This window comes from Janthinobacterium sp. Ant5-2-1, assembly GCF_001445815.1.
Taxonomy (GTDB): Bacteria; Pseudomonadota; Gammaproteobacteria; order Burkholderiales; family Burkholderiaceae_D; genus Janthinobacterium; species Janthinobacterium lividum_E.
Window position 1 is genome coordinate 18,713 of record NZ_LNCE01000048.1, and the last position, 25,530, is coordinate 44,242.

Below are 25,530 nucleotides of genomic sequence, written 5' to 3' on the forward strand. Positions count from 1 at the left end.
AAATTACTTCGCGATGCGGGCGATGCGGCCGCTGTTGAAATCCTCGAACGCCTGCGCGATTTCCGCTTCGGTGTTCATGACGAAGGGACCATGGCCGACGATGGGCTCGTCGATCGGCTCGCCACTGAGCAGCAGCACCACGGCGTCGTTGTTCGCTTCGACGGTGATGCTGTCGCCATCACGCTCGAACAGCGCCATCTGCGCTTCGCGCACCACGCTCTCGCCATTGACCAGCACCGTGCCATGCAGGACGATCAGCGCCGTGCTCCAGCCTTTGTTCAAGGGCAGCTCCGTCAGCTTGCCCTGGGCCAGGCGCACATCCCACACCTGCATCGGCGAGAACGTGCGGGCCGGGCCATGCTGGCCGTCGAAGTCGCCGGCGATCACGCGCACGGAACCTGCAGCATCGGGCAGCGCCAGCGTGGGAATCGTGTCGCTGGTGATGGCCTGGTAGCCGGGCGCCGTCATCTTGTTTTTCGCCGACAGGTTCACCCACAGCTGCACCATTTCCAGGGTGCCGCCCGACTGCGTGAAGGCAGGCGAGTGAAACTCTTCATGCAGGATGCCGGCGCCGGCCGTCATCCATTGCACGTCGCCGGGGCCGATCACGCCGCCCTGGCCCGTCGAATCGCGGTGCGCCACTTCGCCCTTGTAGACGATGGTCACCGTTTCAAAACCGCGGTGCGGGTGCGAGCCGACGCCGGGCGGACGGGTGCCGGGCGCAAATTCGGCGGGACCGGCATAGTCGAGCAGCAGGAAGGGGCTCAGCTGCTTGCCATGGCCGCTGTACGAAAACATCGAGCGCACGGGGAAACCGTCGCCGACCCAGTGCTGGCGCGGTGCGCTGTAGATACCTGTGACTTTGTTCATCTCGATCTCCTGTTGGGGTTTGCATTACGATGGAGACAGAATACGCTTGCAACGATGAAGCGGGTAGACGGTAAAATAGGTCATCAGCGTTCCAAAAATAGAACGATCCAGGAGGCGGCATGCAGGACCTGAATGACTTGTATTACTTTGTGCAGGTGGTCGATCACGGCGGCTTCGCGCCGGCCGGGCGCGCGCTGGGCATGCCGAAATCCAAACTGAGCCGGCGCATCGCGCTGCTGGAAGAGCGCTTGGGTGCGCGCCTGCTGCAACGCACGACGCGGCATTTTTCCGTCACCGATGTGGGGCAGACGTTTTACGAGCATTGCAAGGCGATGCTGGTGGAAGCGGAGGCGGCGCAGGAAGCGATCGAACTGACGCGGGCCGCGCCTCGCGGCACGGTGCGCCTGTCCTGCCCCATCGCCCTGCTGCAATCGCTGGTCGCGCCCATGCTGGCCGGTTTCATGCGCGCGCATCCGCAAGTGACTCTGTTATTGGAAGCGAGTAACCGCCGCGTCGACCTGGTGGCCGAAGGCATCGACGTGGCCATCCGCGTGCGTCCGCCGCCGCTGCCCGACAGCGACCTGGTGCTGCGCGTGCTGGCCGAACGGGGCCAATGCATGGTGGGCAGCCCCCTGCTGTTCGCCGGCGCACCGCTGCCGAAGGCGCCGGCCGACCTGGCCGACTGGCCCAGCCTGGCCCTGGGCATGCCGCAACAGCACTATCAGTGGGATTTATATGGCCCCGATGGCGCGCGCGCCCAGCTGCGCCACTTACCGCGCTTCGTCACGGGCGACATGCTGACCCTGCGCGACGCGGCCGTGGCCGGCGTGGGCGTGGTCCAGCTGCCGACCATGATGATCACCGAGCAGGTGGCCAACGGCAGCCTGCTGCCGCTGATGGAGCAATGGCGGCCGCAACGCGAAATCATCCACGCCGTCTTCCCGTCGCGGCGCGGCCTGCTGCCGGCCGTGCGCGCGCTGATCGACTACCTGGCGCACAGCTTCGCCGCGCTGCCGGAAGAGTGAAGGTTTTCAGGTACGATGGTGCTCTTTCAACAGGCGTGAAAACAGCATGCGTTTATTGATACTGTCGGACCTGCACCATGAGTTATGGCGCAACGACGCGCCGCAGGGCGACCTCGCGCTCAGCTGCCCCGACGCCGTCATCCTGGCCGGCGACATCGACACGGGTACTCGCGCCGTCACCTGGGCCGCCAGTGCATTCGCGGGCCTGCCCGTGCTGTACGTGCACGGCAACCACGAAGGCTATGGCCACCATCTGGACAAGGTGCGCCAGGAGCTGCGCGCAGCCTGCGCCGCCACGCCCAATGTGCATTTTCTCGACGCCGATAGCCACGTCATCGCCGACCAGGCAGGCAGCAAGGTGCGCTTCCTGGGCGCCACCCTGTGGACGGATTTCCGCCTGCTGGGCGACGACACCCGGCAAGCGGCCATGCGCGACGCGGAAGCCGTCATGAACGACTACAAGCGCATCCGCCTGGCCGGCATGGGCTTTCGCAAGCTGCGCGCGGCCGACACGGCCATGTTCCACGCGCAGCAAAAAGCGTGGCTGGCGCGCGAACTGGCGCAGCCCTTCGACGGACGCACGGTGGTCATCAGCCACATGGCGCCGTCGCTGCTCTCGGTCGACGATGCCTATGGCAGCGAAGGATGTTCGCCCGCCTATGCCTCGCGCCTGGACGACCTGGCCGCGCAAGCGGACCTGTGGGTGCATGGCCACCTGCACGTCTCGCGCGACTACCGGATCGGCGCGTGCCGCGTCGTAGCTAACCCGTGCGGCTACAAGACGCGCAGCGGCGCGCCGCAAAATCCCGATTTTGATCCGAACTTCATCATTGACCTAACGGCCGGCTAATCGTCAGCTTTGAGACGGCCCGCCAGCCATTGCTGCAGGCGGTGCTTGCCGGCCCGGCGCGCCACGCGCGGCGACGTCTCCGACTGGTGCGCGCCGGCGCCGCCGCGCAGTTTCGCTACCGCCACCAGCGGATTGCGCGGCTTGGGCGTGGCTTTCAATTTAATTTTCATGGTGTTTCCTTTCAACCCGCTCGTCCAAAACAAAAAACCCCGGCAAGTTTCCTCACCGGGGTTTGAAAGACACCGGCTCGGGATCGGCAACATGCCGATGGCCCCGAGCGTCATGCGCGGGGCTAGTGGAGGTACAACTTGCTGCCAGCCTGCTCGAACATGGGTATCCTTTCTTTTGTTGGGTTAATCTGCACTGCGGACGCTGATTCTGCGCCGCATGCTGCGGTGCGTCAACCGCTTTTCGTGGCGACTGCGCCAACGTTGTTATTCTGTCGCAGCCGCTTTTTCTTTCGCGATACGGGCATCGAGCTTCGCCTCATTTTTGGCAGCGTACTGGCTGCACGCCTGGGCATCGATGAAGGGATTCGGCGTGACACCTTCCAGCAAGCGCCTGAGTTTTTCGTCGGCGCCGGAATGGTCGGGGTGGGCCGAAATGAGGATATCGCAGGGCAGCCTGGCGAAATCCTGCATGGTGCGACGGAAGGCCGGCGTCATGTCGCCATGCGCCGCATCACCGCTGAAGTGAAAATGGCCGGCGCCCACCGGCGTGAGACTCGCACCGAACACCACGTTCAGGCATTCCTGCCCTGCCGCGTCCTCGCACGACACCCAGGTCCAGCTGGTGCTGCCAGGCGTGTGGCCCGGCGTATAGCGCGCCGTCACCGTCACGCCGCCCAGTTCCAGGGTCTCGCCATCGGCGATCTCGCGCACATCTTGCACGGCCGGCATGGGATCGATTGCACCCGCTTGCGGGTCCGTATCGAGCACCCTGCCAGCGCGCAGCGCCTGTGCGCCGAGCGGGCTGGCGACCACTTGCGCGCCGCTGTCGCGGGCCAGGGCGGCGATGCCGCCCGAATGGTCGAAATGCGCTTCCGTATTCAGGATGAACTTGATGTCTTCCAGGCGAAAACCCAGCTCGAGGATATGTTCCTTGATGGCGGCCACCGATTGCGGCAGCGCGCCGTCGATCAGGATCAAGCCTTCGCGCGTGTGGATCAGCACCACGCTCAAGCCGCCCACGCCCACGTAATACGTGTCGCCGTGGATGCGCGCCGGTTGCTGCGGGCGGTTCCACTGCGCCGCATACGGCGAGGCGATCGGCTGCGTCAGGGGATCGACGGCGGGCGCGGCGGCATGCGCGGCAAACGGCAGCGCCGAGGAGGCCAGCGCGATACTGAGCAAAGTCTTGGAAAGGAAGAAAGGCGGCATGCGGCTCCAGTAATGAGTGTGCGGTAATCGATGCCACAGGGTAACGTCGTCCCCTCATGCGGTCAAGCAGTCGGACGCGGCAACTTGCGCTACGATAGAGGTCCATAGACCTGCCGTGCGCCTTGCCGCGCCCACTGCCATGCGTTTGCTGATTCTGTCCGACCTGCACCTGGAAGTCTGGGGTGAAAACACACCCGTCATCGACCTTGCCGCCAGCCGCCCCGACGTGGTGATCCTGGCCGGCGACATCGACACGGGCTGCAATGCCATCGCCTGGGCCGCGCGCACCTTCGGCGCCCTGCCCGTGCTGTACGTGCACGGCAATCACGAGGGCTATGGCCACCAGCTGGAACACATGCAGGACGCCGTGCGCGACGCTTGCGCCAGCGCGAATGCGCACGGCGCCAACATCCGCCTGCTCGATGGCGACGCCATGGTACTGAACGGCGTGCGTTTTCTCGGCGTCACGCTGTGGACGGATTTTTTGCTGTTCGGCGCGGAGCGCCGGGAAGAAGCCTTGAGCGCGGCGCAAAGCTACATGCCCGACTACAAGCGCATCAGCACGGGCGGCGACACGCCGCGCCTCTTGTGCGCGGCCGACACGGCGCAGCTGCACGCGCAGCACCGCGCCTGGCTGGAACGGCAGCTGGCGCAACCCTTCGATGGCAAGACCGTCTTCATCACGCACATGGCGCCCTCGATGCTGTCGGTGGAAGAGCAATACGCGACCAATCTCGGCTCGCCCGCCTTCGCCTCGCAGCTCGATGCACTGGTGGCGCAGGCCGACCTGTGGGTGCATGGCCACATGCATGCCTCGCTCGACTACCGCGTCCAGGATTGCCGCGTCGTGTGCAACCCGTGCGGCTACAAGCGGCCCGATGGCATGCCGGAGAATGAACGCTACGATTCCGGCTTCATCGTCGACCTCGCCGGCACGATTTAATTTTTCCGATAGCGCAGCTGCACCACGCCGCTGGGCAGCTGGCGCGTGTCGTCCAGGCGCCAGTCGCTGCGCGGCAAGCCATCCTCGAACAGGCGCACGCCCTTGCCCAGTACCACGGGCAGCACGGACAAGGTCAGGCTGTCGATGACGCCCTCGCGCAAACCCGTGCGGATGACGGCGCCGCCATCAAGATACACGTGGCGGCACCCCTCATCTGCCAGCGCTTCCAGTACTTCCCGCACGCTGCCTGCGCGGCGCTGCTCGCCATGGCGCGGCGCGAAGTCGCGGTGGCTGAGTACCACCACGCGCTTGCCCGCATACGGCCATGGTTCAAAACCCAACACGGCGTCATACGTGGTGCGGCCGATCAGCAAGGTATCGACTTGCTCGATCAACGCCGTGTAGCCGGTGGCGTCGGGCGAGTCTGGCGCCAGTTCGGCCAACCAGGACAGGTCGCCGTTTTCTCCCGCGATGCAGCCGTCGATGCTGATGCCGAGAAATACGCTGACGAAAGTTTTTTGCATGGGTGCTCCTTGATTTAATTCTACGGCGTAGAATTATGCCCATGAAAACCCCAAAACTTCAAGCCATGAAATCTCCCGTGCGCCACGCCGGGCGTCCGCGTCGCGCTCTGCCCGCGCTGGACAGCGCCAGCATCCTGCAAGCGGCATCAACCCTGTTGGAAGAAAAAGGCGAAGCATTTTCCATGCGCGCGCTGGCGCAGAGCCTGGGCGTCGATGCCATGGCCTTGTATCACTACTATGCGGGAAAAGAGGAGTTATTGCTGGCGTTGATGGTGCAGCGTTTTGCCGCGCTCGATCCGTGCCAGCCGCCATTTACGCAACGCCAGGGGCCGCAGCGGCGCCTGCTCGCGCTGTGCGCGCTGTACCTGGAACTGGTCAGCGCCACGCCATATTTCGTGCGCCTGATGGCGCGCGGGCTGGTAGAGCAAGCCGACGTGGCCGAGCGGTTCACGGCGCTGTTTGAGCAGGCCATCGAAAGCCTCGGCCTGGACAAGAAAACCCGGCTGCGCGGGCGCGATGCGCTCGTCGATTTCCTGCACGGCTATGCGCTGGCGGGCCGGCCGGCCAGCGAGACAGCCTGGCACGCCTCGGTCAGCCTGATCCTGGCGGGCATGGCCGCTGGACACACTGCGGTGTGACGACGAGCGGCCGGACGCACTAGCCTGGCATCAGGCCAGCAGCTTGAGCAGCGCCTGCGCGGCCGCTTCCGACGATGCGGGATTCTGGCCCGTGACCAGCAAGCCATCGGTAACAGCGTACGGCTGCCAGTCGCCCAGCTTCGAGTACACGCCGCCATTTTCCTTGAGCATGTCCTCGACGAGGAAAGGCACGATGGCCGTCAAGCCGACGGCATCTTCCTCGGTATTCGTAAAGCCCGTCACCTGCTTGCCGCGCACCAGCGGCGTGCCATCAAGCGCTTTCACGTGGCGCAGCACGCCGGGCGCGTGGCAGACGGCGGCGACGGGCTTGCCGGCGGCGATCATCTGCTCGATCAGCGCGATCGAGTGCGGGTCTTCGGCCAGGTCCCACAGCGGGCCATGGCCGCCCGGGTAGAACACGGCGTCGAAGTCCCCTGCCTTCACGTCGGCCAGCTTGCCCGTGTTGGCCAGCACGGCTTGCGCAGCGGCGTCCTGCTTGAAGCGGCGCGTGGCATCCGTTTGCGAATCCGGCTCGTCGCTTTTCGGGTCCAGCGGCGGCTGGCCGCCGTTGGGCGATACCACGGTCAGCTTGGCGCCCGCTTCCTGCAAGGCATAGTAGGGCGCGGCGAATTCTTCCAGCCAGAAGCCGGTTTTCTTGCCGGTGTTACCGAGTTGATCGTGCGAGGTCAGTACCATCAGGATGTTCATGTTGTTTCCTTTTATGTCAGGGTTACAGTGCTGCTTCGAGGATACGGCGGCTGCGCGCGAGGTCGATATCGCGGTGTTCGCCGAGGGAGGTCATGCCATGTGCTTCCAATTGTTTCAGTACCGCTTCCACCGCTTCCTGGCCCAGCTGATAGGCCGACAAACGCGTCGGGATGCCCAGGCCCTCAAAGAAGGCGCGCGTGCGGGCGATGGCGGTATCGATGCGCTCGTCGTCGCTGCCCTCCGTGATGTTCCAGACACGTTCGCCATACTGTAGCAATTTGCCGCGTTTCTGCTCGCGCTGTACGTCCAGCAGCGCCGGCAGCACCAGGGCCAGGGTGCGCGCATGGTCGATGTCGTACAGGGCAGTCAGTTCGTGGCCGATCATGTGGGTGGCCCAGTCCTGCGGCACACCCGCGCCGATCAAGCCATTCAGGGCCAGGGTGGCCGTCCACATCAGATTGGCGCGGGTGGCGTAATCGTCGGGCGAGGCCACGGCCTGCGGCGCGATCTCGACGAGGGTCTGCAGCAAGCCTTCGGCAAAGCGGTCCTGCACCTTCGCCTGTACCGGATAGGTCAGATACTGTTCCGTCGTGTGGACAAAGGCGTCGACCAGGCCATTGGCCACCTGCGTGGCCGGCAAGGTAAACGTTTTGCTCGGGTCGAGCACGGAAAACTGCGGGTACAGCAGCGGGCTGCGGAAACTCAGCTTGTCATGCGTGGCTTTTTTCGTCACCACGCCGCCGCTGTTCATTTCCGACCCCGTGGCAGGCAAGGTGAGCACCGTGCCAAACGGCAAGGCGCGCTGCACATTGGCGCCGCCGCGCTCGGCGATTTCCCATGGCTCGCCGTCGTACAGAGCGGCGGCGGCGACGAACTTGGTGCCGTCGATCACCGAGCCGCCGCCGACTGCCAGCAGGAAATCCACCTTATCGCTGCGTACCTGGGCGACGGCGCGCATCAGGGTTTCATAGCTGGGATTGGGTTCAATGCCGCCAAACTCCTGCACGCTGCGCTGGCCCAGCGCAAGAGCAGCTCGCACTTCGGCCAGGGTGCCCGTCTTTTCGGCACTGGCGCCGCCGTACAAGATCAGCACGCGCGCGTCGTGCGGCACCAGGGTGGACAATTTGGCGACGGTGTCGGCGCCGAACACGATCTTGGTCGGGTTATGGAATTCAAAATTCTTCATGCTGCTGCTCCTTTATTATTAGACTGGTCGTCTAGAATGCAGTTCAAAAAACGCGGACATGGTGCGTCCGCTTGTTTGCCTTGTTTACCGTTTATCGGTCGCTGTCCGGCGGCAGCTGCAACATGGCCAGGGTCGCACGCCACGCCGTTTGCAAGGCGCTGGCGTCGCGCCGCAGCTTGGTCAGCATGGCCGCACCCAGCCACAGCTGGTATAAGGTGGCGGCCATCTGCGCCGGATCGGCCACCGATGGCAGCGAATCGTCCACCCTGCCCCGCGCGATGGCCAGGGCCAGCCTGGCGATGATGCGATGCGTGCCATCGAGCAGCGCCACGCGCATCGGTTCCGACATGTCCGCCACCTCGCTGCTGAGCTTAACCACCAGGCAGCGGCAGTCGCAACCGCCGCCATCAAGGCTTGCGCTGGTCCAGCTGGCCCAGTACGCCATCAGCGACTGGGCCGCGTTCTGGCCGGGCTGGCTCAGCACGAGCTCCATTTCAGCCAGGTAGCCGGTGACGTAATCTTCCAGCATCGCTTCGCCAAACAATTCCTTGGACTTGAAGTAATGGTAGAACGAGCCCTTGGGCACATCTGCAGCCGACAGGATCTCGTTCAGCCCCACCCCGGCAAAACCCTTGCGCGTGATGATGGCCTTGCCCTGGTCGATAATGTGCTGGCGCACGTCGGTGTATTCAGCTTTCATGCGAGGCATTGTAGCACAATTAGACCAGTCGTCTAGATCCATCTATTTCAATGCAGCGACTGCGACCTAAGCGCGCTTGTCACGCATGGCGTCTTCATCAGGCTGCTCGCGAAGATCAACGGCGCCATGGTCCTGGGCGCGCCATTCGCGGCGCAATTGCGCCATCCGGCTGAAGGCGGTCCTTGCCAATGTCCACCAGGCAAACGGACGCGGGTCTGCCAGCATGCTGAGCGCTCGGGAATAATCGAGCGTCAGCCCGGGCGTCCACGCCATCGTCACGGCACGCTTGCGGATCTGGGCGGCGACCCACAGTTCCGGCGTCGCCAGGATGCGGAAAAACACTTTCCAGCCTGCGCGATCGCCATACAGGCGGCCAACGGCGCCGTCGATAGCCGCTTCCAGGGCCCGGGCGACCGTACTGGAACAATTACGATGCGTGAGATTGTAAGTCGCGTCCTTGCGATAATGCCGCCAGAACGACTGCAGCTGGCGCGGGTCGTAATTCCGGATACGGACCTGAACGGTGGACGGACACCATGCCTTCGATTCTGTCGCGTAATCGGGCTGGAATACGCCCGGTACGTCATTCTCGCGGGTGGCGCGCAGCAGGCGTCCGAAATCGTCGGGTGAACGGTCGATCTCCACACTCGGATACAGGCTGATATAAATACCCTCCGGCGACTCCAATGCCGCATGCCCGGTGGAGATCACGCCGTTGACATCGACCGCGGCGATATAGCGGTCGACGATCGGATAATTCTGGGTGGGCGACTTGGCTGAACCGGAAGGCGTCCAGACATGCACCGTCAGCGCCTGTTCATGGTCCGCTGGAGGCCCCTCCCACTCCACTTGCGTGAATGCGGAAGCAAGCTGCTCATCCGGCTGAACGTCAGGCTGCACCGATTCCGACAACGCCGGGTTATCGCTCATGCGGCGAACACGGGCGGCCAGGGCGATCAAGTTGGCGCCGCCAAACATCAGGAACAAGCCCAGGCAATACGGCAGTGTGCCGACATAGTGCGTCGGGTAGGGCTGGTAAAAGAAGATTGCCAGCGCAATTTCGGCCACGCCCCACGAGAAGGCCACGCGCCAGCGGCGATAGCGGACCATGTAAGCGGAAATACACTGTATCAGCCCGTCGGCGAGAAACAGCGTCCCAAAAATCATCGATAACAGGAAATTGCCATGGTGGTGACCGGCGAAGATCAGCATCGCCGCCAGCACGACGGCGCAACCTTTCACGTATCGCAATATCCGCTGGCCGCCGACGCCGGTCCATGCCACAGCCAGCGTTGCCAGGCCTTCGGCCAGGAACAGGTAAGCAAAGAAATTGATCGGGAAGTACAGCGCGTTATCGAGTGCGTCGATAAATATGACCAGGCCTGCGAGCAGCCATATCAATCCGATCAACAGGATACTGCGCCAGCGCTTGCGCAGATATTCAACGCCCAATAACAGCAACACCAATCGAATCATGAATGCTCCTCCTGTTTTTAACTGCAGCAGCAGTACTCGAACAATACGTATTCACTGGCCGTCATGGCTGTGAAAGCGTATGGCCACGGACTCTCACATCATTTGAGAATGACAATTGTCGCAATCAATGAATTAAGTAACCCCCAATAAATTATTGTGATTTCTGACTTCCATAACCGGCGCTCTGCGGCGTTGCCCGCTGCTAGCAGTGCTCGCACTGCGTCGCAGCGGGCGCCTTGCATAGCATCCGGTTCTGTTCGTCATAAATTCACAATAATTTCCTGAGGATTACTTAGCGTAAAAATGAAATTCTTCAGAAAAGTATCATAAAAGATAAAAATGTCAGGTTTGCTTGCCGGCAGCCGTATCAACAGCAGGCAATCGGTTCGCCCACTGCGTCACACATTAACGGGGCGTGAGCATGTCGCCCTGGTGACGGTGTCCCAATACCTCATAGCCGACGACCGTGATGACCGGCGCAAAGAGCAAAATACCGAGACATTCGACGATATTCGCGCCAAAGATCGCCGCCATGATCGCCGTCGCGATGACGGCAGCTGTTGCAAGCAAAAGCCATATATGCAGTTGATCGAAGCGGCGCACAAGAAAATAGTGGAGCGCATAAATCAAGGCGAGGAAAATGGTCACGGGAATCGCCGTGGCAAGCAGGGCCGGGAGTGTGCCGATATGGGCCTTGTTTTCAATCAGGTTCGCCGCGACGTCAAGGCCAGCCCCCGTTGCCACAATAGATGCAATGATCAATATCTGCCCATAGCTCCAGATGAAAGCGCGTGAGCGATGCACGTGCAGCACATTCGCCGACGGCAGAATGGAATACACCCACCACATGCCAAAGATCAGTCCGACGCCTGCAATGCAAGCGAGTGCCGTTTCCAGTGTCCAGCCCTGGTGCTCTATTTCGGCAGACAACGTCGCGACCGTACCGACCAGTCCTTCCCCCAAGGCAAGGATGGCGAACAGGCTGTAGCGTTCCGCAATGTGCTCCGCGTGCCATGGCGTACCGCCATCCTTGCGCTCCGCCAGCACGGGGCCGGCGAACTCGATGAGAAACCAGAGGACAACCAGGACAATGGTCACGCCCATCGAGAAAGGGAAAAGAATAATCGCTATCCAGCCTATCTGGGCAATCGCAATGGCGGCGGCATAGGTGAGGCAAGCGCGGCGTCGTGCGACGTCTTGCCTCGCTGCCCGCAACCATTGAAATATCAGCGCCACGCGCATGATCACGTAGCCGAGTACCATCACCGAGTTATCCAACTGCTGGCCGTGTTCGAGGGAAGAGAAAAGGCGCGGCAAACCGACCGCCAGCACCAGCACACCCGTCATCTGTACCATCGTGGTGATGCGGAAAATCCAGTCGTCAGTGTCGTAGGCGGATGCAAACCACGTGAAATTGAACCAGGCCCAGCAGATGCAGAGGCTCGAAAATCCAAATCCGATGAGCGCGCTGGCGTAATGGCCTGCCGCGAGTGCGTGTGCGAACTGTGCCGCGGCAAACGCAAAGCATGTGACGAAAGTCAGGTCGAATAACAATTCCAGAGACGATGCGACACGGTGCGGCTCGTGCGGATCGCGTCCTGACATCCGCCGTATGTGATGGTGGAGAACTTTGCCAACAGAATCAGATGTGCTCATGCGTTATTCCTTGCCAGCGAACGCGATATCAATAATGGTTTCAAGAATCAGGTGCAGTGTAGCCTGCGAATTGCTCATATGGCAAAATTCAAGCATGGCTCACACAATGCCGGGTATTGCATCCATACCCGGCACACCCCGGTCAAACTCCGTTAAGCGGGAAAATCCGTCGATGCGGAGAGCTCGCGCCACGTCTCCATTTCCTGTGCCACAAAGGCATTTTTTGCGGTAATCGCAGCCAGCGTATCGGTGCCCATGGGAAGGCGCAGTGGCGGATTGGGCGCGTCGGCAAGGCGGAGCATGGCGGCCGCCAATTTTTTGGGATCACCGGGCTGATTGTGGTTCAGCGATAACGCTTGTTTGCGCACGGCGCCCGAAGTCGCCGCGTAATCGCCAATTTCATCGGGCGCTACGAGCAGCGACGAGGCATCGAGGAAATCGGTGCGGAAATAACCTGGTTCAACGATGGTGGCGTGAATGCCCAGTGGCTTGAGTTCGGTATGCGTGGCTTCCGTGATGCCTTCGACGGCAAATTTTGTCGATGAATACACCCCGAACCCTGCCGCAGCCTGATAGCCGCCGATCGATGAAATATTGATCACGTGACCGGAACGCTGAGCCCGCATTATAGGCAGCACGGCGCGCGTCACGTTCAGCAAGCCGAAGACATTCGTGTCAAACATCCGTCTCACATCCGCATCGCCAGACTCTTCCACGGCAGCCAACAGACCGAAGCCCGCATTATTGACGAGCACGTCAATACGCCCAAAATGTTCCAGCGCAACGCGCACGCCCAGCCTGATTTGCTCCTCATTCGTCACGTCGAGCGCAATCGGCAGCAACGCGGCGGACGTGCCAAGCCGCTCGATGATCGCTGTCGCGTTGCGCCCGGTTGCGACCACGGCATTGCCGTCCGCCAGTGCCGCCTCTGCAATCAATGCGCCGATGCCCCTGGATGCACCGGTAATCAACCAGACGCGCTTGAATTCGTGCTGTTGGACGTTCTTCATCATTCTGCTCCCGAGCTGCTTAAAGGGCGAATGATAGAAGCAAAAATTGGCATGAACTAGTGGTCAAATGCTAGAATGATAATCAACTAAAACTTGCTAATCATTCTCGCTCCATGAACGATATCCGCGCCATTACCGTCTTCGTCCGTACGGCAACGCTGGGCAGCTTGCGGCGCGCGGCCATCGACCAGGGCATTTCCCCGCAGGCGGCCAGCCAATCGGTGATCCAGCTGGAAAAATCACTTGGCGTGCGCCTGTTCCACCGGACCACGCGCAAGCTGAGTTTGACGGAAGAAGGCCAGCGCCTGTTCGACAGCGTGAAACCGGCACTGGCCATACTGTCGTCGTCCCTCGACGAAGCGCGCCGGTCAAAGGAAGAAGTGAACGGGATATTGCGCATCAACGCTCCCCAGTCGCTGGGGCTGTCCGTGCTTTGGCAATTTTTCGAATTATTCCACCAGTCCCATCCCAAAGTGCAGCTCGACATCCAGCTTGATGACCAGTTCACCGATCTGGTAAGCGGGCGCGCCGATGTCGGTTTCCGGGGTGGGCCGCCGCCCTCGGGAGGGTCGATTGCGCGGCGGCTCGTGCCCATTCAGCTGATCGTTTGCGCATCGCCGGACTACATCCAGCGCCACGGCGCTCCTCAAACGATAGACGAACTGAGCCAGCACAGCTGTACCGGCTATCGGTGGGCAAATACAGGCAAGGTCGCCCAATGGCAGTTCCAGATCGGCGACGAAATTGTGCATCGGGACATACCGGCCGTCATTTGCGTGAATGACACCGCGATGGAGACACGGGCGGTGTTGTCGGGCCTTGGCATTGGACAGCTAGGGAGTTTCGAGGCCATGCCGCATATCCGTAGCGGCCGGCTCGTGCCTTTGCTCATGCAGCATGTCAGCCAGTGCGGCGCCATCTATATCTACTATGGGCATCGGGCGGAACAGTCGCTGCGGGTGAGGACCTTTATTGACTTCATGATCGAAAAACTCGCTGATAACCGCGCATTCTTCCTGGAGAGCGCGGAATTGGCCGCTTCCATCCCTCGTTGAAGGCACATCCTCATACGCAGGGGCTGAGAAAAATCCATTCCATGAATTGCGGCAGCACCGGCCACCGCATTCTCATCACCGATCGTCATGTCCAAATCAGATGGTGCTGGGCCCGACAAGATGTCAGGCCCCGCCTTATGCAAACTTCTTGAAATCGGGCTTCCTCTTTTCAAAGAAGGCCGTAAACGCTTCCTTCGCCTCGGCGCCGCCCAGCATGGCGCTGAACAGTTTGTTTTCCTCGGCGATGGCCGCCTTCATCGGCTCCATGCGGCTTTGTTTCATCAATCGCTTGGTGGCGCGGATGGAGGCGGCCGGCAGGGCCACCAGCTTGGCGGCCTGGCCTTGCGCGTACGTCATCAAGTCGTACAGGGGCACGACTTTCGAGACCAGGCCCATTTCCAGCGCTTCGCTGGCCGGGAACGACTCACCCAGCATCAGTTTTTCCGCCGCGCGCGGGTAGCCGGCCAGTTGCGTGAGCAGCAGGCTGGAGCCGAATTCCGGGCACAGGCCCAGCTGCGTGAACGGCATCGAAAAGCTGGCATTGTCCGCCGCGTAGACGAGGTCGCAATGCATCAGCAAGGTGGTGCCGATGCCGATGGCCGGGCCGGAAACAGCCGCCACCACGGGCTTGCTGCTGCCGTACAGGGCACGCATGAACTGGAACACGGGACGGTCATGGTCGAGCGAGCCATCTTTCGGGCGCGCCGTCTTCATGAAGTCATCGAGGTCGTTGCCGGCCGTGAAAATCTCGCGCTTGCCGCAGATCAGGATGGCGCGCACTTCATCATCGGTCTCGGCCGCCACCAGCGCGTCGGCCAGGGTCTGGTACATGGCACCCGTGATCGCATTCTTGCGTTCCAGGCGGTTGAATTCCAGGGTCAGAATGCCCTCGCTCTTGCTGCACAAAATATCCATGTCATCTCCAAAAAGATAAAGGGCGCCGGGGTAATCCCGCAGCGCCCTGTTTTATTGCTTTAGCCAGCCAAACTTATACGCGTTCAAAAATTCCGGCTGCGCCCATGCCGGCACCCACGCACATCGTGACCATGCCGTACTTCTGCTTGGTGCGCTGCAGTGCGTGGATCACGGTGGCGGCGCGGATGGCACCGGTCGCGCCCAGCGGGTGACCCAGGGCGATCGCGCCGCCCATCGGGTTGACCTTCGATGGGTCCAGGCCCAGGTCGCCGATGACGGCCAAGGCTTGTGCGGCAAACGCTTCGTTCAGCTCGATCCAGTCCAGCTGGTCTTGCGTGATGCCGGCGGCGGCGCAGGCGGCAGGAATGGCGAATTTAGGACCGATGCCCATGATTTCCGGCGGCACGCCACGCACGGCGAACGAGGAGAATTTCGCCAGCGGGGTCAGGTTGTGCTCGCGCAGGATTTTTTCGCTGACGATCAAGAGCGCACCGGCGCCGTCGGACATCTGCGAGCTGTTGGCGGCCGTGACGGAACCCTTGGCAGCGAAGACAGGCTTCAGCTTGGCCAGCGACTCCATCGACGAATCGGCGCGTGCGCCTTCGTCGGTGTCGACGGTGCGGCGCGTTACATCGACCTGGCCGGTAGCCATGTTCGGCGTGCGCGTGATGATTTCCACGGGCGTCGTTTCCGCCTTGAAGAAACCGGCTTGCTGCGCGGCGATGGCGCGGCGGTGCGATTCAACAGAGAACGCGTCCTGCTGTTCGCGCGACACTTTCCATTGCTGCGCCACTTTTTCTGCCGTCAGGCCCATGCCGTAAGCCATGCCGATGTTCTCGTCGCTGAACATGTCCAGGTTCATCGATGGGTGGTGGCCCATCATCGGTACCATCGACATCGATTCGATGCCGCCGGCGATCATCACGTCGGCTTCGCCCACGCGGATGCGGTCGGCCGCCATGGCAATGGCCGTGATGCCCGAAGCGCAGTAACGGTTGACGGTGACGCCGCCCACGGTTTTCGGCAAGCCGGCCAGCAGCACCGAGTTACGCGCGATATTGAAGCCCTGCTCCGCTTCCGGGAACGAGCAGCCGATGATGGCGTCGGTGATCAGTGCCGGGTCGAGGCCAGGCGCTTGCGCCAGGGCCGATTGCAGCACGCGCACCAGCAGGTCGTCCGGGCGGGTGTTCTTGAACATGCCACGCGGCGCCTTGCCGATCGGGGTGCGGGTTGCAGAGACGATGTACGCGTCTTGAAGTTGTTTGCTCATTTTATGCTTTCAAAGATGTTGAACGAGGTTCGTGTTCTGTCGAATGTCCGGGACTGCTCAGGTAATCTCTTATCGCTTCTGCGACAAATACCAGTCCACCGTCACCTGTGCCGCCAGCGTGCCTTCGGCGTCGAAAATATCGACTGCCACGGGAAACGCCACCTTGCCATCCTGCGCCAGCTGCGCCTTCAAGCCAGCCAGGTCGCCCGGTACCCGGCCTTCGGCGCGCGTCGCGCCCCGGGCCACCTTCTGGTACTGGATGCGCGACTCCTTGGCCACCGGGCGCAAGCCCAGTATCAGCTCGGCGAAGCCGCCAGCCATGGCCGCGCCGGAAGCCGTTTCGGCCAAGGTAAACAAGGCGCCCGCGTGCTGCGTGCCCAGGTGATTATTCAGTTTGGGATCTTCCGGCATCGACACCTTCGCAGTGCCGGCGCCGATGTCGTCGATGCTGATCCCCAGCAGCCGCACGAAGGGCAAGGTGTCCATCATCTGTTGTTTGATACGGTCATACACCATGCTTGGCCTCACGCGCAGCAATACTTTAAAAATAATGGACAGGATCGTCATCGACGTCAGGCTTAGTTGCGTACCGGCTTACCGGTCTGCATCATGCCCATGATCCGTTCCTGGGTTTTCGGATGGTTCAACAGCTCCAGGAATGCCTTGCGTTCCATATCCAGCAGCCACTGTTCGCTGACGAAGCTGCCCTGGTCCACGTCGCCGCCCGATACGATCTCGGCGATCATCTCGCCCAGCTTGAAATCGTGCGCCGAAATGAAGCCGCCGTCGCGCATGTTGACCAGCTGCGCCTTGATGGTGCCCCAGCCGTAACGGCCCGTCACCTGGATCAGCGAAGGGAGCGCTGGACGGAAGCCGGCGTCGAACATGGCGCGCGCTTCGACCTTGGCTACGTGCAGCAGCTCGTAGGCGTTGAACACGATCACGTCGTCTTCTTTCAGGTAACCCATCTTCTTCGCTTCCAGCGCCGATTTCGACACGTTGGCGGTGGCTGCGTTGGTGAAGCCCGTCTTCAGGAATTGCAGGATGTCGTTACCCTTGGCTTCCTTGTAGGCGCGCTGCGCCGCTTCCTTCAAGCCGCCGCCGGCAGGAATCAGGCCAACGCCCACTTCCACCAGGCCGATATACGACTCGATCGAGGCCACGCGCTTCGACGCGTGCAGGGCCAGTTCGCAACCGCCGCCCAGCGCCAGGCCAGCGACCGCGGCGATCACCGGCACGTTCGCGTATTTCAGCGACATGAAGGTGTTCTGCAGTTCGGCGATGATCGGATCGACGGCCTTCACGCCGCCTTGCATGAATGCCGGCAGGGCCGATTGCAGATCGGCGCCGGCCGAGAACGCGCCGCCTTCGGCTGCGTCCGCGTGCCAGATCACCAGGCCCTTGAAATTCTTCTCCGCTTCGGCGAGCGCCAGTTTCAGGCCGTTGATGACACCTTCGCCGATCACGTGCATCTTGGTCTTGAACGAGATGATCAACACATCGTCGCCCGTATGCCAGACGCGCACGGATTCGTCTTCGAAGACGGTGGTGCCGGCGGTCTTGCCGTCGATGGCGCCGCTGCCCAGGACTGGCGCGCGGAATGGCTGGCGGTCATACACGGACAGCGTCGAGCGTGGCACGAAGCTGTTCGACACGGCGGAGTACGAACCTTCCGGCGTGTGCACGCCACCTTTTTCAGCGACCGGACCTTCGAAGACCCAGGCTGGCAGCGGTGCATTGCACAACGCGTGGCCGGCGTCGATGTCTTCCTTGACCCAGTTGGCCACTTGCAGCCAGTTCGATGCCTGCCACGTTTCAAACGGACCCACGTTCCAGCCGAAGCCCCAGCGCATGGCGAAGTCGATGTCGCGCGCATTGTCGGCCACGGTGTCGAGGTGGATGGCGATGTAGTGGAAAGCGTCGCGGAAGATCGCCCACAGGAACTGGCCTTGCGGGTTCGTCGATTCGCGCAGCGCCTTCATCTTCTTGACCGGATCCTTTTCCTTCAGGATGCGGGCGATGATGTCGGCAGCCTTGGCGCCGCCGGCCACGTACTCACCGGTGGCGAAATCGAGGCGTTGAATTTCCTTGCCGACCTTCTTGTAGAAGCCCGCGCCGCTCTTCTGGCCCAGCGCTCCTTTTTCCACCAGCTTGGCCAGCACTTCCGGCGTCTTGTAGACGGCGGCGAACGGATCATTCGGCAGGTAGTCCTGCATGGTCTTGATCACATGGCCCATGGTGTCCAGGCCAACCACGTCCGCCGTGCGGAAGGTGCCCGACTTGGCGCGGCCCAGCTTGGCGCCCGTCAAATCATCGACGACGTCCACGGACAGGCCGAATTTTTCAGCTTCGTGCACGATGGCCAGGATGCCGAACACGCCCACGCGGTTGGCGATGAAGTTCGGCGTATCCTTGGCGCGGACCACGCCCTTGCCCAGGGTGGTGGTCAAGAAGCCTTCCAGCTGGTCGCTGATTTCAGGCTTGGTGAACTCGGTCGGGATGATCTCGACCAGGTGCATATAGCGCGGCGGGTTGAAGAAGTGCACGCCGCAGTAGCGCGATTTCAGGTCCGCATCGAAGCCTTCGGCCAGCTTGGTGATCGACAGGCCCGAGGTGTTCGAGGCGAAGATCGCGTTCGGGCCGATGTGCGGGGCCACCTTCTGGTACAGGTCGTGTTTCCAGTCCATGCGCTCGGCGATGGCTTCGATGATCAGGTCGCAACCGGCCAGCAGGTCCAGGTTGTCTTCGTAGTTGGCTACCTGGATCAGCGCCGCATCATCCTTGTTGCCCAGCGGGGCAGGCGACAGCTTTTTCAGGTTCTCGATGGCGCGCAGCACGATGCCATTCTTTGGACCTTCTTTTGCCGGCAGGTCGAACAGCACGACCGGCACTTTCGCGTTGATGCAATGGGCGGCGATCTGCGCGCCCATCACGCCGGCGCCGAGGACGGCTACTTTTTTAACGATGAAATTGGTCATATTTTCCTCAAGTCTTAGAACAGGTCTGCGTCGAGTGCCATCAGGTTGGCCGAACCGGAACGCGCCTGACGGATCAGGGTTGCCGTCTCAGGCTGCAAGCGGGCGAAGTAGAAACGTGCGGTAGCCAGTTTGGCGGTGTAGAACTTGTCGCCGCTGGATTCTTTTTCGAGGGCGATCTTGGCCATCTGCGCGAACAGATAGCTGTAGATCATGTGGCCGACGACGCGCAGGTAAGGCACGCATGCCGCGCCCACTTCGTCAGGGTTCTGGAAGGCCTTCATGCCGATTTCCATGGTCAGCTTGGTGACTTTGTCGCCCAGGTCGCCCAGTGGGGTGACGAATTCGCTCATCGCTTCATCGGTGCCGTTGTCTTCGACGAAAGCCTTGATCTTTTCGCCGAACTTGCGCAGCTTGGCACCGTTGTCGCCGAGGATCTTGCGGCCCAACAGGTCCAGCGACTGGATCGTGTTCGTGCCTTCGTAGATCATGTTGATGCGCGCGTCGCGCACATACTGCTCCATGCCCCACTCCGAGATGTAGCCGTGGCCGCCGAACACTTGCATCGCGTCCGAAGTGGCGATCCAGGCGTTGTCGGTAATGAAGGCCTTGATGACAGGGGTCAGCAGCGCCACTTCGTCGGCCGCTTCCTTGCGCACGTCGGCGTCCGGGTGGTGCAGTTCGCGGTCGATCTGCAACGCCACGTACGAGGTGAACGCGCGCGCGCCTTCGGCGTAGGCTTTGCCCGTCAGCAGCATGCGGCGCACGTCAGGGTGCACGATGATGCGGTCGGCCGGCAGTTCCGGGTTCTTGATGCCGGACAGCGAACGCATTTGCGTGCGGTCCTTGGCGTAGATCAGCGCGTTCTGGTAAGCGATTTCCGTCAGGCCCAGCGACTGCATGCCCACGCCCAGGCGGGCCGCGTTCATGAAGACGAACATGGCGTTGAGGCCCTTGTTCGGCTGGCCGATGATCCAGCCTTTCGCGCCGTCCAGGTTCATCTGGCAGGTCGAATTGCCGTGGATGCCCATTTTTTCTTCGATGGCGCCGCAGGTGATCGGGTTGCGTTCACCGACCGTGCCGTCCGCATTTGGCAGGAATTTCGGCACCAGGAACAGCGAGATGCCTTTCGAGCCTTCCGGCGCGTCCGGCACGCGGGCCAGCACCAGGTGCAGGATGTTTTCCGCCATGTCGTGCTCGCCGGCCGAGATGAAGATCTTGTTGCCGGTGATGGTCCAGGAACCGTCCGCCTCAGGCAACGCTTTCGAGCGCAGCAGGCCCAGGTCGGTGCCGCAGTGTGGCTCGGTCAGGCACATGGTGCCCGTCCATTCGCCCGACACCAGCTTCGGCAGGTAGACTTCCTTCTGGTGGTCGGTGCCGTGTTCCTTCAGGCACTCGTAGGCGCCGTGCGACAGGCCAGGGTACATGGACCAGGCCTGGTTCGACGAGTTCAGCATTTCATAGAAGGAGTTGTTCAGCACGACAGGCAAGCCCTGGCCGCCATATTCCGGATCGCAAGCCAAGGCCGCCCAGCCGCCTTCGACGTACTGCTTGTAGGCTTCCTTGAAACCTTTAGGCGTGGTCACGCTTTTCGTGACGGGGTCGTGGTGGCAGCCTTCGCGGTCGCCGGAGTGGTTCAGCGGGAACAGTACTTCGGAGGTGAATTTGCCGCCCTCTTCCAGCACCTGGTTGATGATGTCGGCGTCGACGTCGGCGTACGACGGCATTTGCTTCAGTTCTTCTTCCACTTGCAGGAACTCATGCAGGACGAATTGCATATCCCGGATTGGCGCGACGTATTGACCCATAATTTTCTCCTGAAGGCGATTAGCTAAAGTGTTGTACTTGTAAGTGCGTGTGCGTTGTTGCGGATACTGCCTGACGGCTTATTTGCTTGTGACGCAATTCTGGTACGACGCCAGCAGGCGGATAAAGCCCGCTTGCGCCCGTTCGATGCTGCCCGGCACGCGCAGGAAGCGCGCATCGTGATGCAGGGCCAGGATCAGGCCATACATCTCGTACACCAGCTGCTGGGCGTCCGTATCCGCTTTCAGGTCGCCCGTGGCGATCGATTGCTCGACACTGCGCAGCAGCGCGCCCTGCCAGGCCCGCACCATGGCCACCAGGGCCTCGCGGATGGGACCGGGACGGTCGTCATACTCGACGGCGCCGCTGATATAGATGCAGCCGGAAGCGATTTCCACGCTGACCCGCTTGACCCAGCGCGCAAACATCGATTGCAGGCGCTGGATGCCGCGTGGTTCTTTCATGCTGGGGAAAAAGACTTCTTGCTCGAAACGATAGTGGTAGAGCTTCAGCACTTCCATCTGCAAGTCTTCGCGCGAGCCAAAGTGGGCAAACACGCCCGACTTGCTCATGTTCATTTTGTCCGCAAGCAGCCCTATGGTCAGGCCTTCCAGGCCGTCGCGGCTGGACAGATCCAGCGCCACGTCGAGGATGGCTGCACGGGTCAGTTCGCCCTTGCGCATGAATTTGACTGAAGTATTCAAAATGTCCGTTCTCAAAGTATGTTGCCGATTTGGCGGACTGAAGCGAGGGTAAAAAAAAGCACGCTTCGAAAAAATCCGAACGCTCGTACTATTATCCACTACCACGTAAAAGTCAAACGGGAACTTTAGAGCCGGCGTTCTATTGGTGCAGCGCAGCATTTTTTGCCTGCGTGTTTGTAGTGATTTCAGGCAGGCAAAAGCGGCATGCGCCCTGCCGCATGGCCTCAGTCGAGGCCGCCTGCCTTGTTCAATTGACGGCGGTCGCGCTTGGTCGGCCGCCCCTTGATGGTGGTGCCCGGCTCGCGGAACAGCTTGCGTTCCTCGGCCAGCTGTTCGCGGCGGGCGATGCTGGCCGGCGTTTCGCCATACAGCAAGCGCGCCACGGGCGCCGCGCCGCGCTTGTCGGACAGGCCCAGCACGGCCACTTCCCACGTCTCCGCGCCATTGTCGATGGCCAGCTCGTCGCCCACTCGCACGCTGCGCGCCGGTTTCACGCGCTCGCCGCCCACCTTGACTTTACCCGTGTCGACGGCTTCGCTGGCCAGCGAACGCGTCTTGAAGAAGCGCGCCGCCCACAGCCATTTGTCCAGCCTTACCGTTGTCATCTCGCTCATGCGTACTTGCCTACTGAAAAAATGCGCATCACCAGCCGGTACACGAGGAAGGCGGCTTCATAGCCGATGCGCCGGAAGCGGCCGATGTGCTTGAAATCATCCTGGTGAATCACGATGCCGTCGGCCACGCCCTGCTCGATATGCTGGCGCAAGCTTTGCGCGAACGCCACGTCCTTGATCACGACGTTCGCTTCCTGGTTCAGGAACAGACTCAGCGCGTCAATATTGCTGGACCCCACCGTCGCCCAGTCGTCGTCGACGACGGCCACCTTGGCGTGCAGCTGCGTCTTGCGGTATTCGACGATTTTCACGCCGGCAGCCAGCAGTTTCGGGTAAAACGAGTGCGCCACGGCGTCTTGCATGCGAAACTCGCCCACGCCGATCAACAGCACCACGTCGACGCCCCGCTGGGCCGCCTGCGCCAGCGCGTGGCGCAGCTTGTGCCCGGGGGCGAAATACGGGTTGGCCAGCATTACGCTTTTGCGCGCCTGGCCCAGCGCCTGCAGGTAGGCGCGCTGGATGGTGCGGCGGTTGCGCAGGTTGTCGCGCACGACAAAGCCGGCCACGACAGGGTTCTTCGCCAGTTCCTTGCTGACGACGCGCATCTTGCGGTACAGCTTGATACGCCGCACCAGATTCATCTTGCCCAGCCGCGCCCACTGCGCCTGCACTTCTTCGTGGATGGCGTCGACCAGCGGACCCTTCACCTGCACGGCGAAATCCCAGCGCGGCGCTTCCAGGCTGATGTTGTGGTCATAGTCGCAAAACATGTCGTCGTTGATATTGATGCCCCCCACCAGGGCGATCTCGCCGTCGGCCACGCAAATCTTGCGATGCGTGCGCGTGATGCCACGCCGGAACCACGGGTTGAAGATGCGGTGATGCACGCCGGCCGCTTCCAGCTCCGCATGCATGGCCTTGACCCGGCGGTTGCCCGTGCCGAACCAGTCCGTGATCATGCACACGAGCACGCCGCGCGCGGCCGCACGCTTGAGGGCGTCGAGCACCAGGGTACCCGTGGCGTCGTCGGCAAAGATATACGTTTCGAAATAGACTTCCGAGCGCGCGCCATCGATGGCGGCTATCAGCGCGGGAAAGTAATCGGTGCCGCAATACAGCAGCTTGATGTCGTTGTGGGCGATGAAATTGACTGTGCGCATGCCGGCAGTCTACGCGAGTTTCAAAGCAGCAACGATCGGCGCGTGGTCCGACAGTTTTGCCCACAAGGTGCCATGCATCACTTGCGCGCCTTCCACGTGGAAACCGCGCACATAGATGCGGTCCAGGCGGAACCACGGCAAGGCGGCGGGAAAGGTGCGCGCCGGCACGGGCGTGGGGGTCTTGCTCTGGCGCCGCGCCAGGGTGCGCACCAGGTCGCCCAAGGCCGAGTTCGAGGCGCGCTGGTCGAATACTTCCACCACGCCGAGCGCATTGCGCAGCTTGTCGCTGAGCGTGTTGCGCCAGTCATTGAAATCGCCGGCAATGATGACGGGTTCGCCATTCGGCGCCGACTCCATCACGGCGTCGATCAGCGCCTGCGTCTGGCGGCCCCGTCCCGACTCGAACAGGCCCAGATGGACGACATAACAGTGCACGTCGGCTTGCGGCGTCTTGAGCACGCAATGCAGGATACCGCGCTGCTCGTAGGCATGGTCGGAGACGTCATGGTTGGTTTGTGAGGCGATGGGGAATTTGCTCAGCAAGGCATTGCCATGGTGGCCATGGTCATACACGGCATTCATGCCGTAGGCGGAATGGTGCTCGGCGCCGGCAAAGAACTCGTGCTGCGACGCTTCCGGCCAATGCTTGTGGCCGTTTTTCTCGGCGCCATAGCGGGCCGCATTGCGGTCGTGCTTGCCTTGCACTTCCTGCAAAAAGACGACATCGGCATGAAACAGGGCGATCGCCTGTTTTAAAGCATGCACGCGGGGCAAGCCTCGCACGGAGGAGACACCCTTGTGAATATTATAAGTTGCTACGCGGATTTTCATGCATTGATTCTACTCCCTGACGGGCCTCGCGCGGCGCCAGCGTAGGTGCGCGTGCGCACCTATGGCAGCTTTATCTGCCCGTCATCGCTGCCAGCAAACTATCGATGGCGCTGATGCTGCCCACCACCATGCCGATCACCCACAAGCCCTTCACGATCCGGGGGGCGTTGCTCCAGCTGAAGGCGCCCCGTCCGCCGGCAAAGCAACGGGATGCAACAGAAATCCCAGCATCAGCAAGGGCAAGCCTGCCTGTGGAAGGCGGGCATGCGGCTGATCGGGAAAACACACGGCATACAGGGCGCCAAAGATCCAGGACAGGAATACGGCGCCCAGGAGACGCTGCTGAAAAGAAAGTTGAGACCAGTTCAGCATGTACACCTTTCGTCATGATGTGGAATTACTATTAAAGCAATAATACCACATGACAATAGTTTGCAGCGCTTAAGCCAGCATGCGTCCCACGCCCGCCGTCACGCTGACGATCAGCGCGGTGATGCCGGCCGCCCAGACGATCTTGACCAGCAACGGCGCGCCGCGCCAGGCCACGGTGCGCTTGCCCTTGGCAAACGCGCCCGGGTGCAGCAGCCAGCCGATCGCCATCAGCGGCATGCCGATCGGCGGCGTGCGGCCAGGCACGGTGGAACTGAACAGCAGGAAGATAAAGCACAGGCAAAAAACGATGCCCAGGGTGCCCAGCAGTTTTTGCTGCGCAGTCAAATGTAACCAGTTCAACATGGAATGCTTTCTATCAGGTGGGGCGCGCCAGGCCCGTCATGGCCGGCAATTGCAGAATCGCTTCCGCGTTGGACGAAGAAAAACAACGGTCGGCCGCCGCCAGATACGGCAGCCACGCGTACTGCAAGTGTTCGCGCGGGCTCAGGGTGATGGCGATATCGCGCGGCACCTGCACGCTGAACACGTGTTCCGTGTTGCGCGTCACGCCGGGCGCATAGCGGTGGCGCCAGATCGGGTAGATCTCGTACACGTTCGACAAGTTCCAGTCGCGCAGCACGATATCGCGCCCATCGGCAACGATGCCGGTTTCCTCGAACAGTTCGCGCGCGGCCGTCTGCAGCAGCGGTTCGTCGGCGGCATCGACGGAACCCGTCACCGATTGCCAGAAACCGGGCTGGCCCGCGCGTTCAATCAGCAAGACGTCAAGGTCAGCCGTATGAATGACGACCAGCACGGAAACAGGGATTTTATGAGTCATATCAACAATGAAAAAGGCGCCA

General features: G+C 61.7%; 26 protein-coding genes. 5 read left to right on the plus strand and 21 right to left on the minus strand.

The features are described 5' to 3' along the window. Window positions 1–3: 3 nt before the first annotated feature. Window positions 4–870: a pirin family protein gene (locus ASN89_RS16375; protein ID WP_058050019.1), complete on the minus strand. Its 867-nt coding sequence runs from the start codon at window positions 868–870 to the stop codon at window positions 4–6. A 119-nt stretch (window positions 871–989) separates the two neighbouring features. Here ASN89_RS16375 and ASN89_RS16380 point away from each other — a divergent pair, with 119 nt between their 5' ends. Continuing rightward, window positions 990–1,895, plus strand: a complete 906-nt coding sequence (locus ASN89_RS16380; RefSeq protein ID WP_058050020.1) for a LysR family transcriptional regulator — start codon at window positions 990–992, stop codon at window positions 1,893–1,895. 46 nt (window positions 1,896–1,941) lie between these two features. Continuing rightward, window positions 1,942–2,745, plus strand: coding sequence for a metallophosphoesterase family protein (locus tag ASN89_RS16385; RefSeq protein WP_058050021.1), 804 nt, complete (start codon window positions 1,942–1,944; stop codon window positions 2,743–2,745). On the opposite strand, the gene ASN89_RS29315 is transcribed toward ASN89_RS16385, so the two are convergent. Together ASN89_RS29315 and bla are read right to left on the minus strand one after the other, a co-directional pair. After that, window positions 2,742–2,915 carry a hypothetical protein gene (locus ASN89_RS29315; protein WP_185982099.1) on the minus strand — a complete coding sequence of 58 codons (174 nt, stop codon included), beginning with the start codon at window positions 2,913–2,915 and terminating at the stop codon, window positions 2,742–2,744. The two genes, ASN89_RS16385 and ASN89_RS29315, sit on opposite strands and share 4 nt — an antisense overlap. 264 nt (window positions 2,916–3,179) lie before the next feature. Next, window positions 3,180–4,124 (minus strand): subclass B3 metallo-beta-lactamase, encoded by a 945-nt coding sequence (bla, locus tag ASN89_RS16390; protein ID WP_058050022.1) that lies wholly within the window; start codon window positions 4,122–4,124, stop codon window positions 3,180–3,182. A gap of 139 nt (window positions 4,125–4,263) precedes the next feature. Here bla and ASN89_RS16395 point away from each other — a divergent pair, with 139 nt between their 5' ends. Continuing rightward, entirely contained in the window at window positions 4,264–5,067 is an 804-nt protein-coding gene (locus ASN89_RS16395; RefSeq protein ID WP_058050050.1) for a metallophosphoesterase family protein, read from the plus strand. On the opposite strand, the gene ASN89_RS16400 is transcribed toward ASN89_RS16395, so the two are convergent. Then, complete coding sequence (locus tag ASN89_RS16400; protein WP_058050023.1) at window positions 5,064–5,591, minus strand: dihydrofolate reductase family protein; 528 nt, start codon at window positions 5,589–5,591, stop codon at window positions 5,064–5,066. The genes ASN89_RS16395 and ASN89_RS16400 overlap by 4 nt on opposite strands. A gap of 41 nt (window positions 5,592–5,632) precedes the next feature. Here ASN89_RS16400 and ASN89_RS16405 point away from each other — a divergent pair, with 41 nt between their 5' ends. Next, window positions 5,633–6,229: a TetR/AcrR family transcriptional regulator gene (locus tag ASN89_RS16405; RefSeq protein ID WP_161911777.1), complete on the plus strand. Its 597-nt coding sequence runs from the start codon at window positions 5,633–5,635 to the stop codon at window positions 6,227–6,229. Window positions 6,230–6,259: 30 nt separating this feature from the next. Here ASN89_RS16405 and ASN89_RS16410 read toward each other — a convergent pair whose 3' ends face one another. From ASN89_RS16410 to ASN89_RS16435, 6 genes are all read right to left on the minus strand, one after another. After that, on the minus strand, window positions 6,260–6,937 hold the full coding sequence (locus ASN89_RS16410; RefSeq protein ID WP_046682143.1) for a type 1 glutamine amidotransferase domain-containing protein: 678 nt from the start codon (window positions 6,935–6,937) through the stop codon (window positions 6,260–6,262). A 22-nt stretch (window positions 6,938–6,959) separates the two neighbouring features. Further along, window positions 6,960–8,123: an iron-containing alcohol dehydrogenase gene (locus ASN89_RS16415; RefSeq protein ID WP_058050025.1), complete on the minus strand. Its 1,164-nt coding sequence runs from the start codon at window positions 8,121–8,123 to the stop codon at window positions 6,960–6,962. Between the two features lie 91 nt (window positions 8,124–8,214). Further along, the gene (locus ASN89_RS16420) at window positions 8,215–8,823 is read right to left on the minus strand and encodes a TetR/AcrR family transcriptional regulator (protein ID WP_058050026.1); all 609 of its coding nucleotides are present in this window, start codon (window positions 8,821–8,823) and stop codon (window positions 8,215–8,217) included. Between the two features lie 66 nt (window positions 8,824–8,889). Further along, window positions 8,890–10,299, minus strand: coding sequence for an HdeD family acid-resistance protein (locus ASN89_RS16425; protein WP_058050027.1), 1,410 nt, complete (start codon window positions 10,297–10,299; stop codon window positions 8,890–8,892). Window positions 10,300–10,704: 405 nt separating this feature from the next. After that, a complete protein-coding gene (locus tag ASN89_RS16430; protein ID WP_200969060.1) occupies window positions 10,705–11,955 on the minus strand; it encodes a low temperature requirement protein A in 1,251 nt (416 codons plus the stop codon). A 152-nt stretch (window positions 11,956–12,107) separates the two neighbouring features. Next, window positions 12,108–12,965 carry an oxidoreductase gene (locus ASN89_RS16435; RefSeq protein ID WP_058050029.1) on the minus strand — a complete coding sequence of 286 codons (858 nt, stop codon included), beginning with the start codon at window positions 12,963–12,965 and terminating at the stop codon, window positions 12,108–12,110. A 113-nt stretch (window positions 12,966–13,078) separates the two neighbouring features. Here ASN89_RS16435 and ASN89_RS16440 point away from each other — a divergent pair, with 113 nt between their 5' ends. After that, window positions 13,079–14,020, plus strand: a complete 942-nt coding sequence (locus ASN89_RS16440; protein WP_058050030.1) for a LysR family transcriptional regulator — start codon at window positions 13,079–13,081, stop codon at window positions 14,018–14,020. Window positions 14,021–14,155: 135 nt separating this feature from the next. Here ASN89_RS16440 and ASN89_RS16445 read toward each other — a convergent pair whose 3' ends face one another. From ASN89_RS16445 to nudB, 11 genes are all read right to left on the minus strand, one after another. Continuing rightward, window positions 14,156–14,935, minus strand: a complete 780-nt coding sequence (locus ASN89_RS16445) for an enoyl-CoA hydratase (protein WP_058050031.1) — start codon at window positions 14,933–14,935, stop codon at window positions 14,156–14,158. 73 nt (window positions 14,936–15,008) lie between these two features. Beyond that, window positions 15,009–16,205 carry an acetyl-CoA C-acyltransferase gene (locus ASN89_RS16450; protein WP_058050032.1) on the minus strand — a complete coding sequence of 399 codons (1,197 nt, stop codon included), beginning with the start codon at window positions 16,203–16,205 and terminating at the stop codon, window positions 15,009–15,011. A 69-nt stretch (window positions 16,206–16,274) separates the two neighbouring features. Beyond that, window positions 16,275–16,721 carry a PaaI family thioesterase gene (locus tag ASN89_RS16455; protein WP_058050051.1) on the minus strand — a complete coding sequence of 149 codons (447 nt, stop codon included), beginning with the start codon at window positions 16,719–16,721 and terminating at the stop codon, window positions 16,275–16,277. Between the two features lie 62 nt (window positions 16,722–16,783). Further along, complete coding sequence (locus ASN89_RS16460; protein WP_034753388.1) at window positions 16,784–19,183, minus strand: 3-hydroxyacyl-CoA dehydrogenase/enoyl-CoA hydratase family protein; 2,400 nt, start codon at window positions 19,181–19,183, stop codon at window positions 16,784–16,786. Window positions 19,184–19,197: 14 nt separating this feature from the next. Continuing rightward, window positions 19,198–20,988, minus strand: coding sequence for an acyl-CoA dehydrogenase C-terminal domain-containing protein (locus ASN89_RS16465; protein ID WP_034753387.1), 1,791 nt, complete (start codon window positions 20,986–20,988; stop codon window positions 19,198–19,200). A gap of 78 nt (window positions 20,989–21,066) precedes the next feature. Further along, window positions 21,067–21,669, minus strand: a complete 603-nt coding sequence (locus tag ASN89_RS16470; protein ID WP_046682135.1) for a TetR/AcrR family transcriptional regulator — start codon at window positions 21,667–21,669, stop codon at window positions 21,067–21,069. A gap of 245 nt (window positions 21,670–21,914) precedes the next feature. Continuing rightward, a complete protein-coding gene (locus ASN89_RS16475; RefSeq protein ID WP_046682134.1) occupies window positions 21,915–22,304 on the minus strand; it encodes an RNA-binding S4 domain-containing protein in 390 nt (129 codons plus the stop codon). After that, window positions 22,301–23,464, minus strand: a complete 1,164-nt coding sequence (clsB, locus tag ASN89_RS16480; protein ID WP_058050033.1) for a cardiolipin synthase ClsB — start codon at window positions 23,462–23,464, stop codon at window positions 22,301–22,303. Before clsB ends, ASN89_RS16475 begins: the two co-directional genes overlap by 4 nt. Window positions 23,465–23,473: 9 nt before the next feature. After that, a complete protein-coding gene (locus tag ASN89_RS16485) occupies window positions 23,474–24,295 on the minus strand; it encodes an endonuclease/exonuclease/phosphatase family protein (protein ID WP_035824178.1) in 822 nt (273 codons plus the stop codon). A 441-nt stretch (window positions 24,296–24,736) separates the two neighbouring features. Next, complete coding sequence (locus tag ASN89_RS16495) at window positions 24,737–25,030, minus strand: hypothetical protein (protein WP_046682130.1); 294 nt, start codon at window positions 25,028–25,030, stop codon at window positions 24,737–24,739. A gap of 13 nt (window positions 25,031–25,043) precedes the next feature. Next, a complete protein-coding gene (gene nudB / locus ASN89_RS16500) occupies window positions 25,044–25,508 on the minus strand; it encodes a dihydroneopterin triphosphate diphosphatase (protein WP_058050035.1) in 465 nt (154 codons plus the stop codon). Window positions 25,509–25,530 lie beyond the last annotated feature (22 nt).

Coding starts and splice junctions, on each gene's coding strand:
- ASN89_RS16400 (WP_058050023.1), bottom strand. CDS start 5,591: ATGCAAAAAACTTTCGTCAGCGTATTTCTCGGCATCAGCATCGACGGC.
- ASN89_RS16440 (WP_058050030.1), top strand. CDS start 13,079: ATGAACGATATCCGCGCCATTACCGTCTTCGTCCGTACGGCAACGCTG.
- ASN89_RS29315 (WP_185982099.1), bottom strand. CDS start 2,915: ATGAAAATTAAATTGAAAGCCACGCCCAAGCCGCGCAATCCGCTGGTG.
- ASN89_RS16445 (WP_058050031.1), bottom strand. CDS start 14,935: ATGGATATTTTGTGCAGCAAGAGCGAGGGCATTCTGACCCTGGAATTC.
- ASN89_RS16465 (WP_034753387.1), bottom strand. CDS start 20,988: ATGGGTCAATACGTCGCGCCAATCCGGGATATGCAATTCGTCCTGCAT.
- ASN89_RS16395 (WP_058050050.1), top strand. CDS start 4,264: ATGCGTTTGCTGATTCTGTCCGACCTGCACCTGGAAGTCTGGGGTGAA.
- ASN89_RS16405 (WP_161911777.1), top strand. CDS start 5,633: ATGAAAACCCCAAAACTTCAAGCCATGAAATCTCCCGTGCGCCACGCC.
- ASN89_RS16410 (WP_046682143.1), bottom strand. CDS start 6,937: ATGAACATCCTGATGGTACTGACCTCGCACGATCAACTCGGTAACACC.
- ASN89_RS16455 (WP_058050051.1), bottom strand. CDS start 16,721: ATGGTGTATGACCGTATCAAACAACAGATGATGGACACCTTGCCCTTC.
- ASN89_RS16380 (WP_058050020.1), top strand. CDS start 990: ATGCAGGACCTGAATGACTTGTATTACTTTGTGCAGGTGGTCGATCAC.
- ASN89_RS16485 (WP_035824178.1), bottom strand. CDS start 24,295: ATGAAAATCCGCGTAGCAACTTATAATATTCACAAGGGTGTCTCCTCC.
- nudB (WP_058050035.1), bottom strand. CDS start 25,508: ATGACTCATAAAATCCCTGTTTCCGTGCTGGTCGTCATTCATACGGCT.
- bla (WP_058050022.1), bottom strand. CDS start 4,124: ATGCCGCCTTTCTTCCTTTCCAAGACTTTGCTCAGTATCGCGCTGGCC.
- ASN89_RS16475 (WP_046682134.1), bottom strand. CDS start 22,304: ATGAGCGAGATGACAACGGTAAGGCTGGACAAATGGCTGTGGGCGGCG.
- ASN89_RS16425 (WP_058050027.1), bottom strand. CDS start 10,299: ATGATTCGATTGGTGTTGCTGTTATTGGGCGTTGAATATCTGCGCAAG.
- ASN89_RS16435 (WP_058050029.1), bottom strand. CDS start 12,965: ATGAAGAACGTCCAACAGCACGAATTCAAGCGCGTCTGGTTGATTACC.
- ASN89_RS16460 (WP_034753388.1), bottom strand. CDS start 19,183: ATGACCAATTTCATCGTTAAAAAAGTAGCCGTCCTCGGCGCCGGCGTG.
- clsB (WP_058050033.1), bottom strand. CDS start 23,464: ATGCGCACAGTCAATTTCATCGCCCACAACGACATCAAGCTGCTGTAT.
- ASN89_RS16450 (WP_058050032.1), bottom strand. CDS start 16,205: ATGAGCAAACAACTTCAAGACGCGTACATCGTCTCTGCAACCCGCACC.
- ASN89_RS16420 (WP_058050026.1), bottom strand. CDS start 8,823: ATGAAAGCTGAATACACCGACGTGCGCCAGCACATTATCGACCAGGGC.
- ASN89_RS16375 (WP_058050019.1), bottom strand. CDS start 870: ATGAACAAAGTCACAGGTATCTACAGCGCACCGCGCCAGCACTGGGTC.
- ASN89_RS16385 (WP_058050021.1), top strand. CDS start 1,942: ATGCGTTTATTGATACTGTCGGACCTGCACCATGAGTTATGGCGCAAC.
- ASN89_RS16470 (WP_046682135.1), bottom strand. CDS start 21,669: ATGCGCAAGGGCGAACTGACCCGTGCAGCCATCCTCGACGTGGCGCTG.
- ASN89_RS16495 (WP_046682130.1), bottom strand. CDS start 25,030: ATGTTGAACTGGTTACATTTGACTGCGCAGCAAAAACTGCTGGGCACC.
- ASN89_RS16415 (WP_058050025.1), bottom strand. CDS start 8,123: ATGAAGAATTTTGAATTCCATAACCCGACCAAGATCGTGTTCGGCGCC.
- ASN89_RS16430 (WP_200969060.1), bottom strand. CDS start 11,955: ATGAGCACATCTGATTCTGTTGGCAAAGTTCTCCACCATCACATACGG.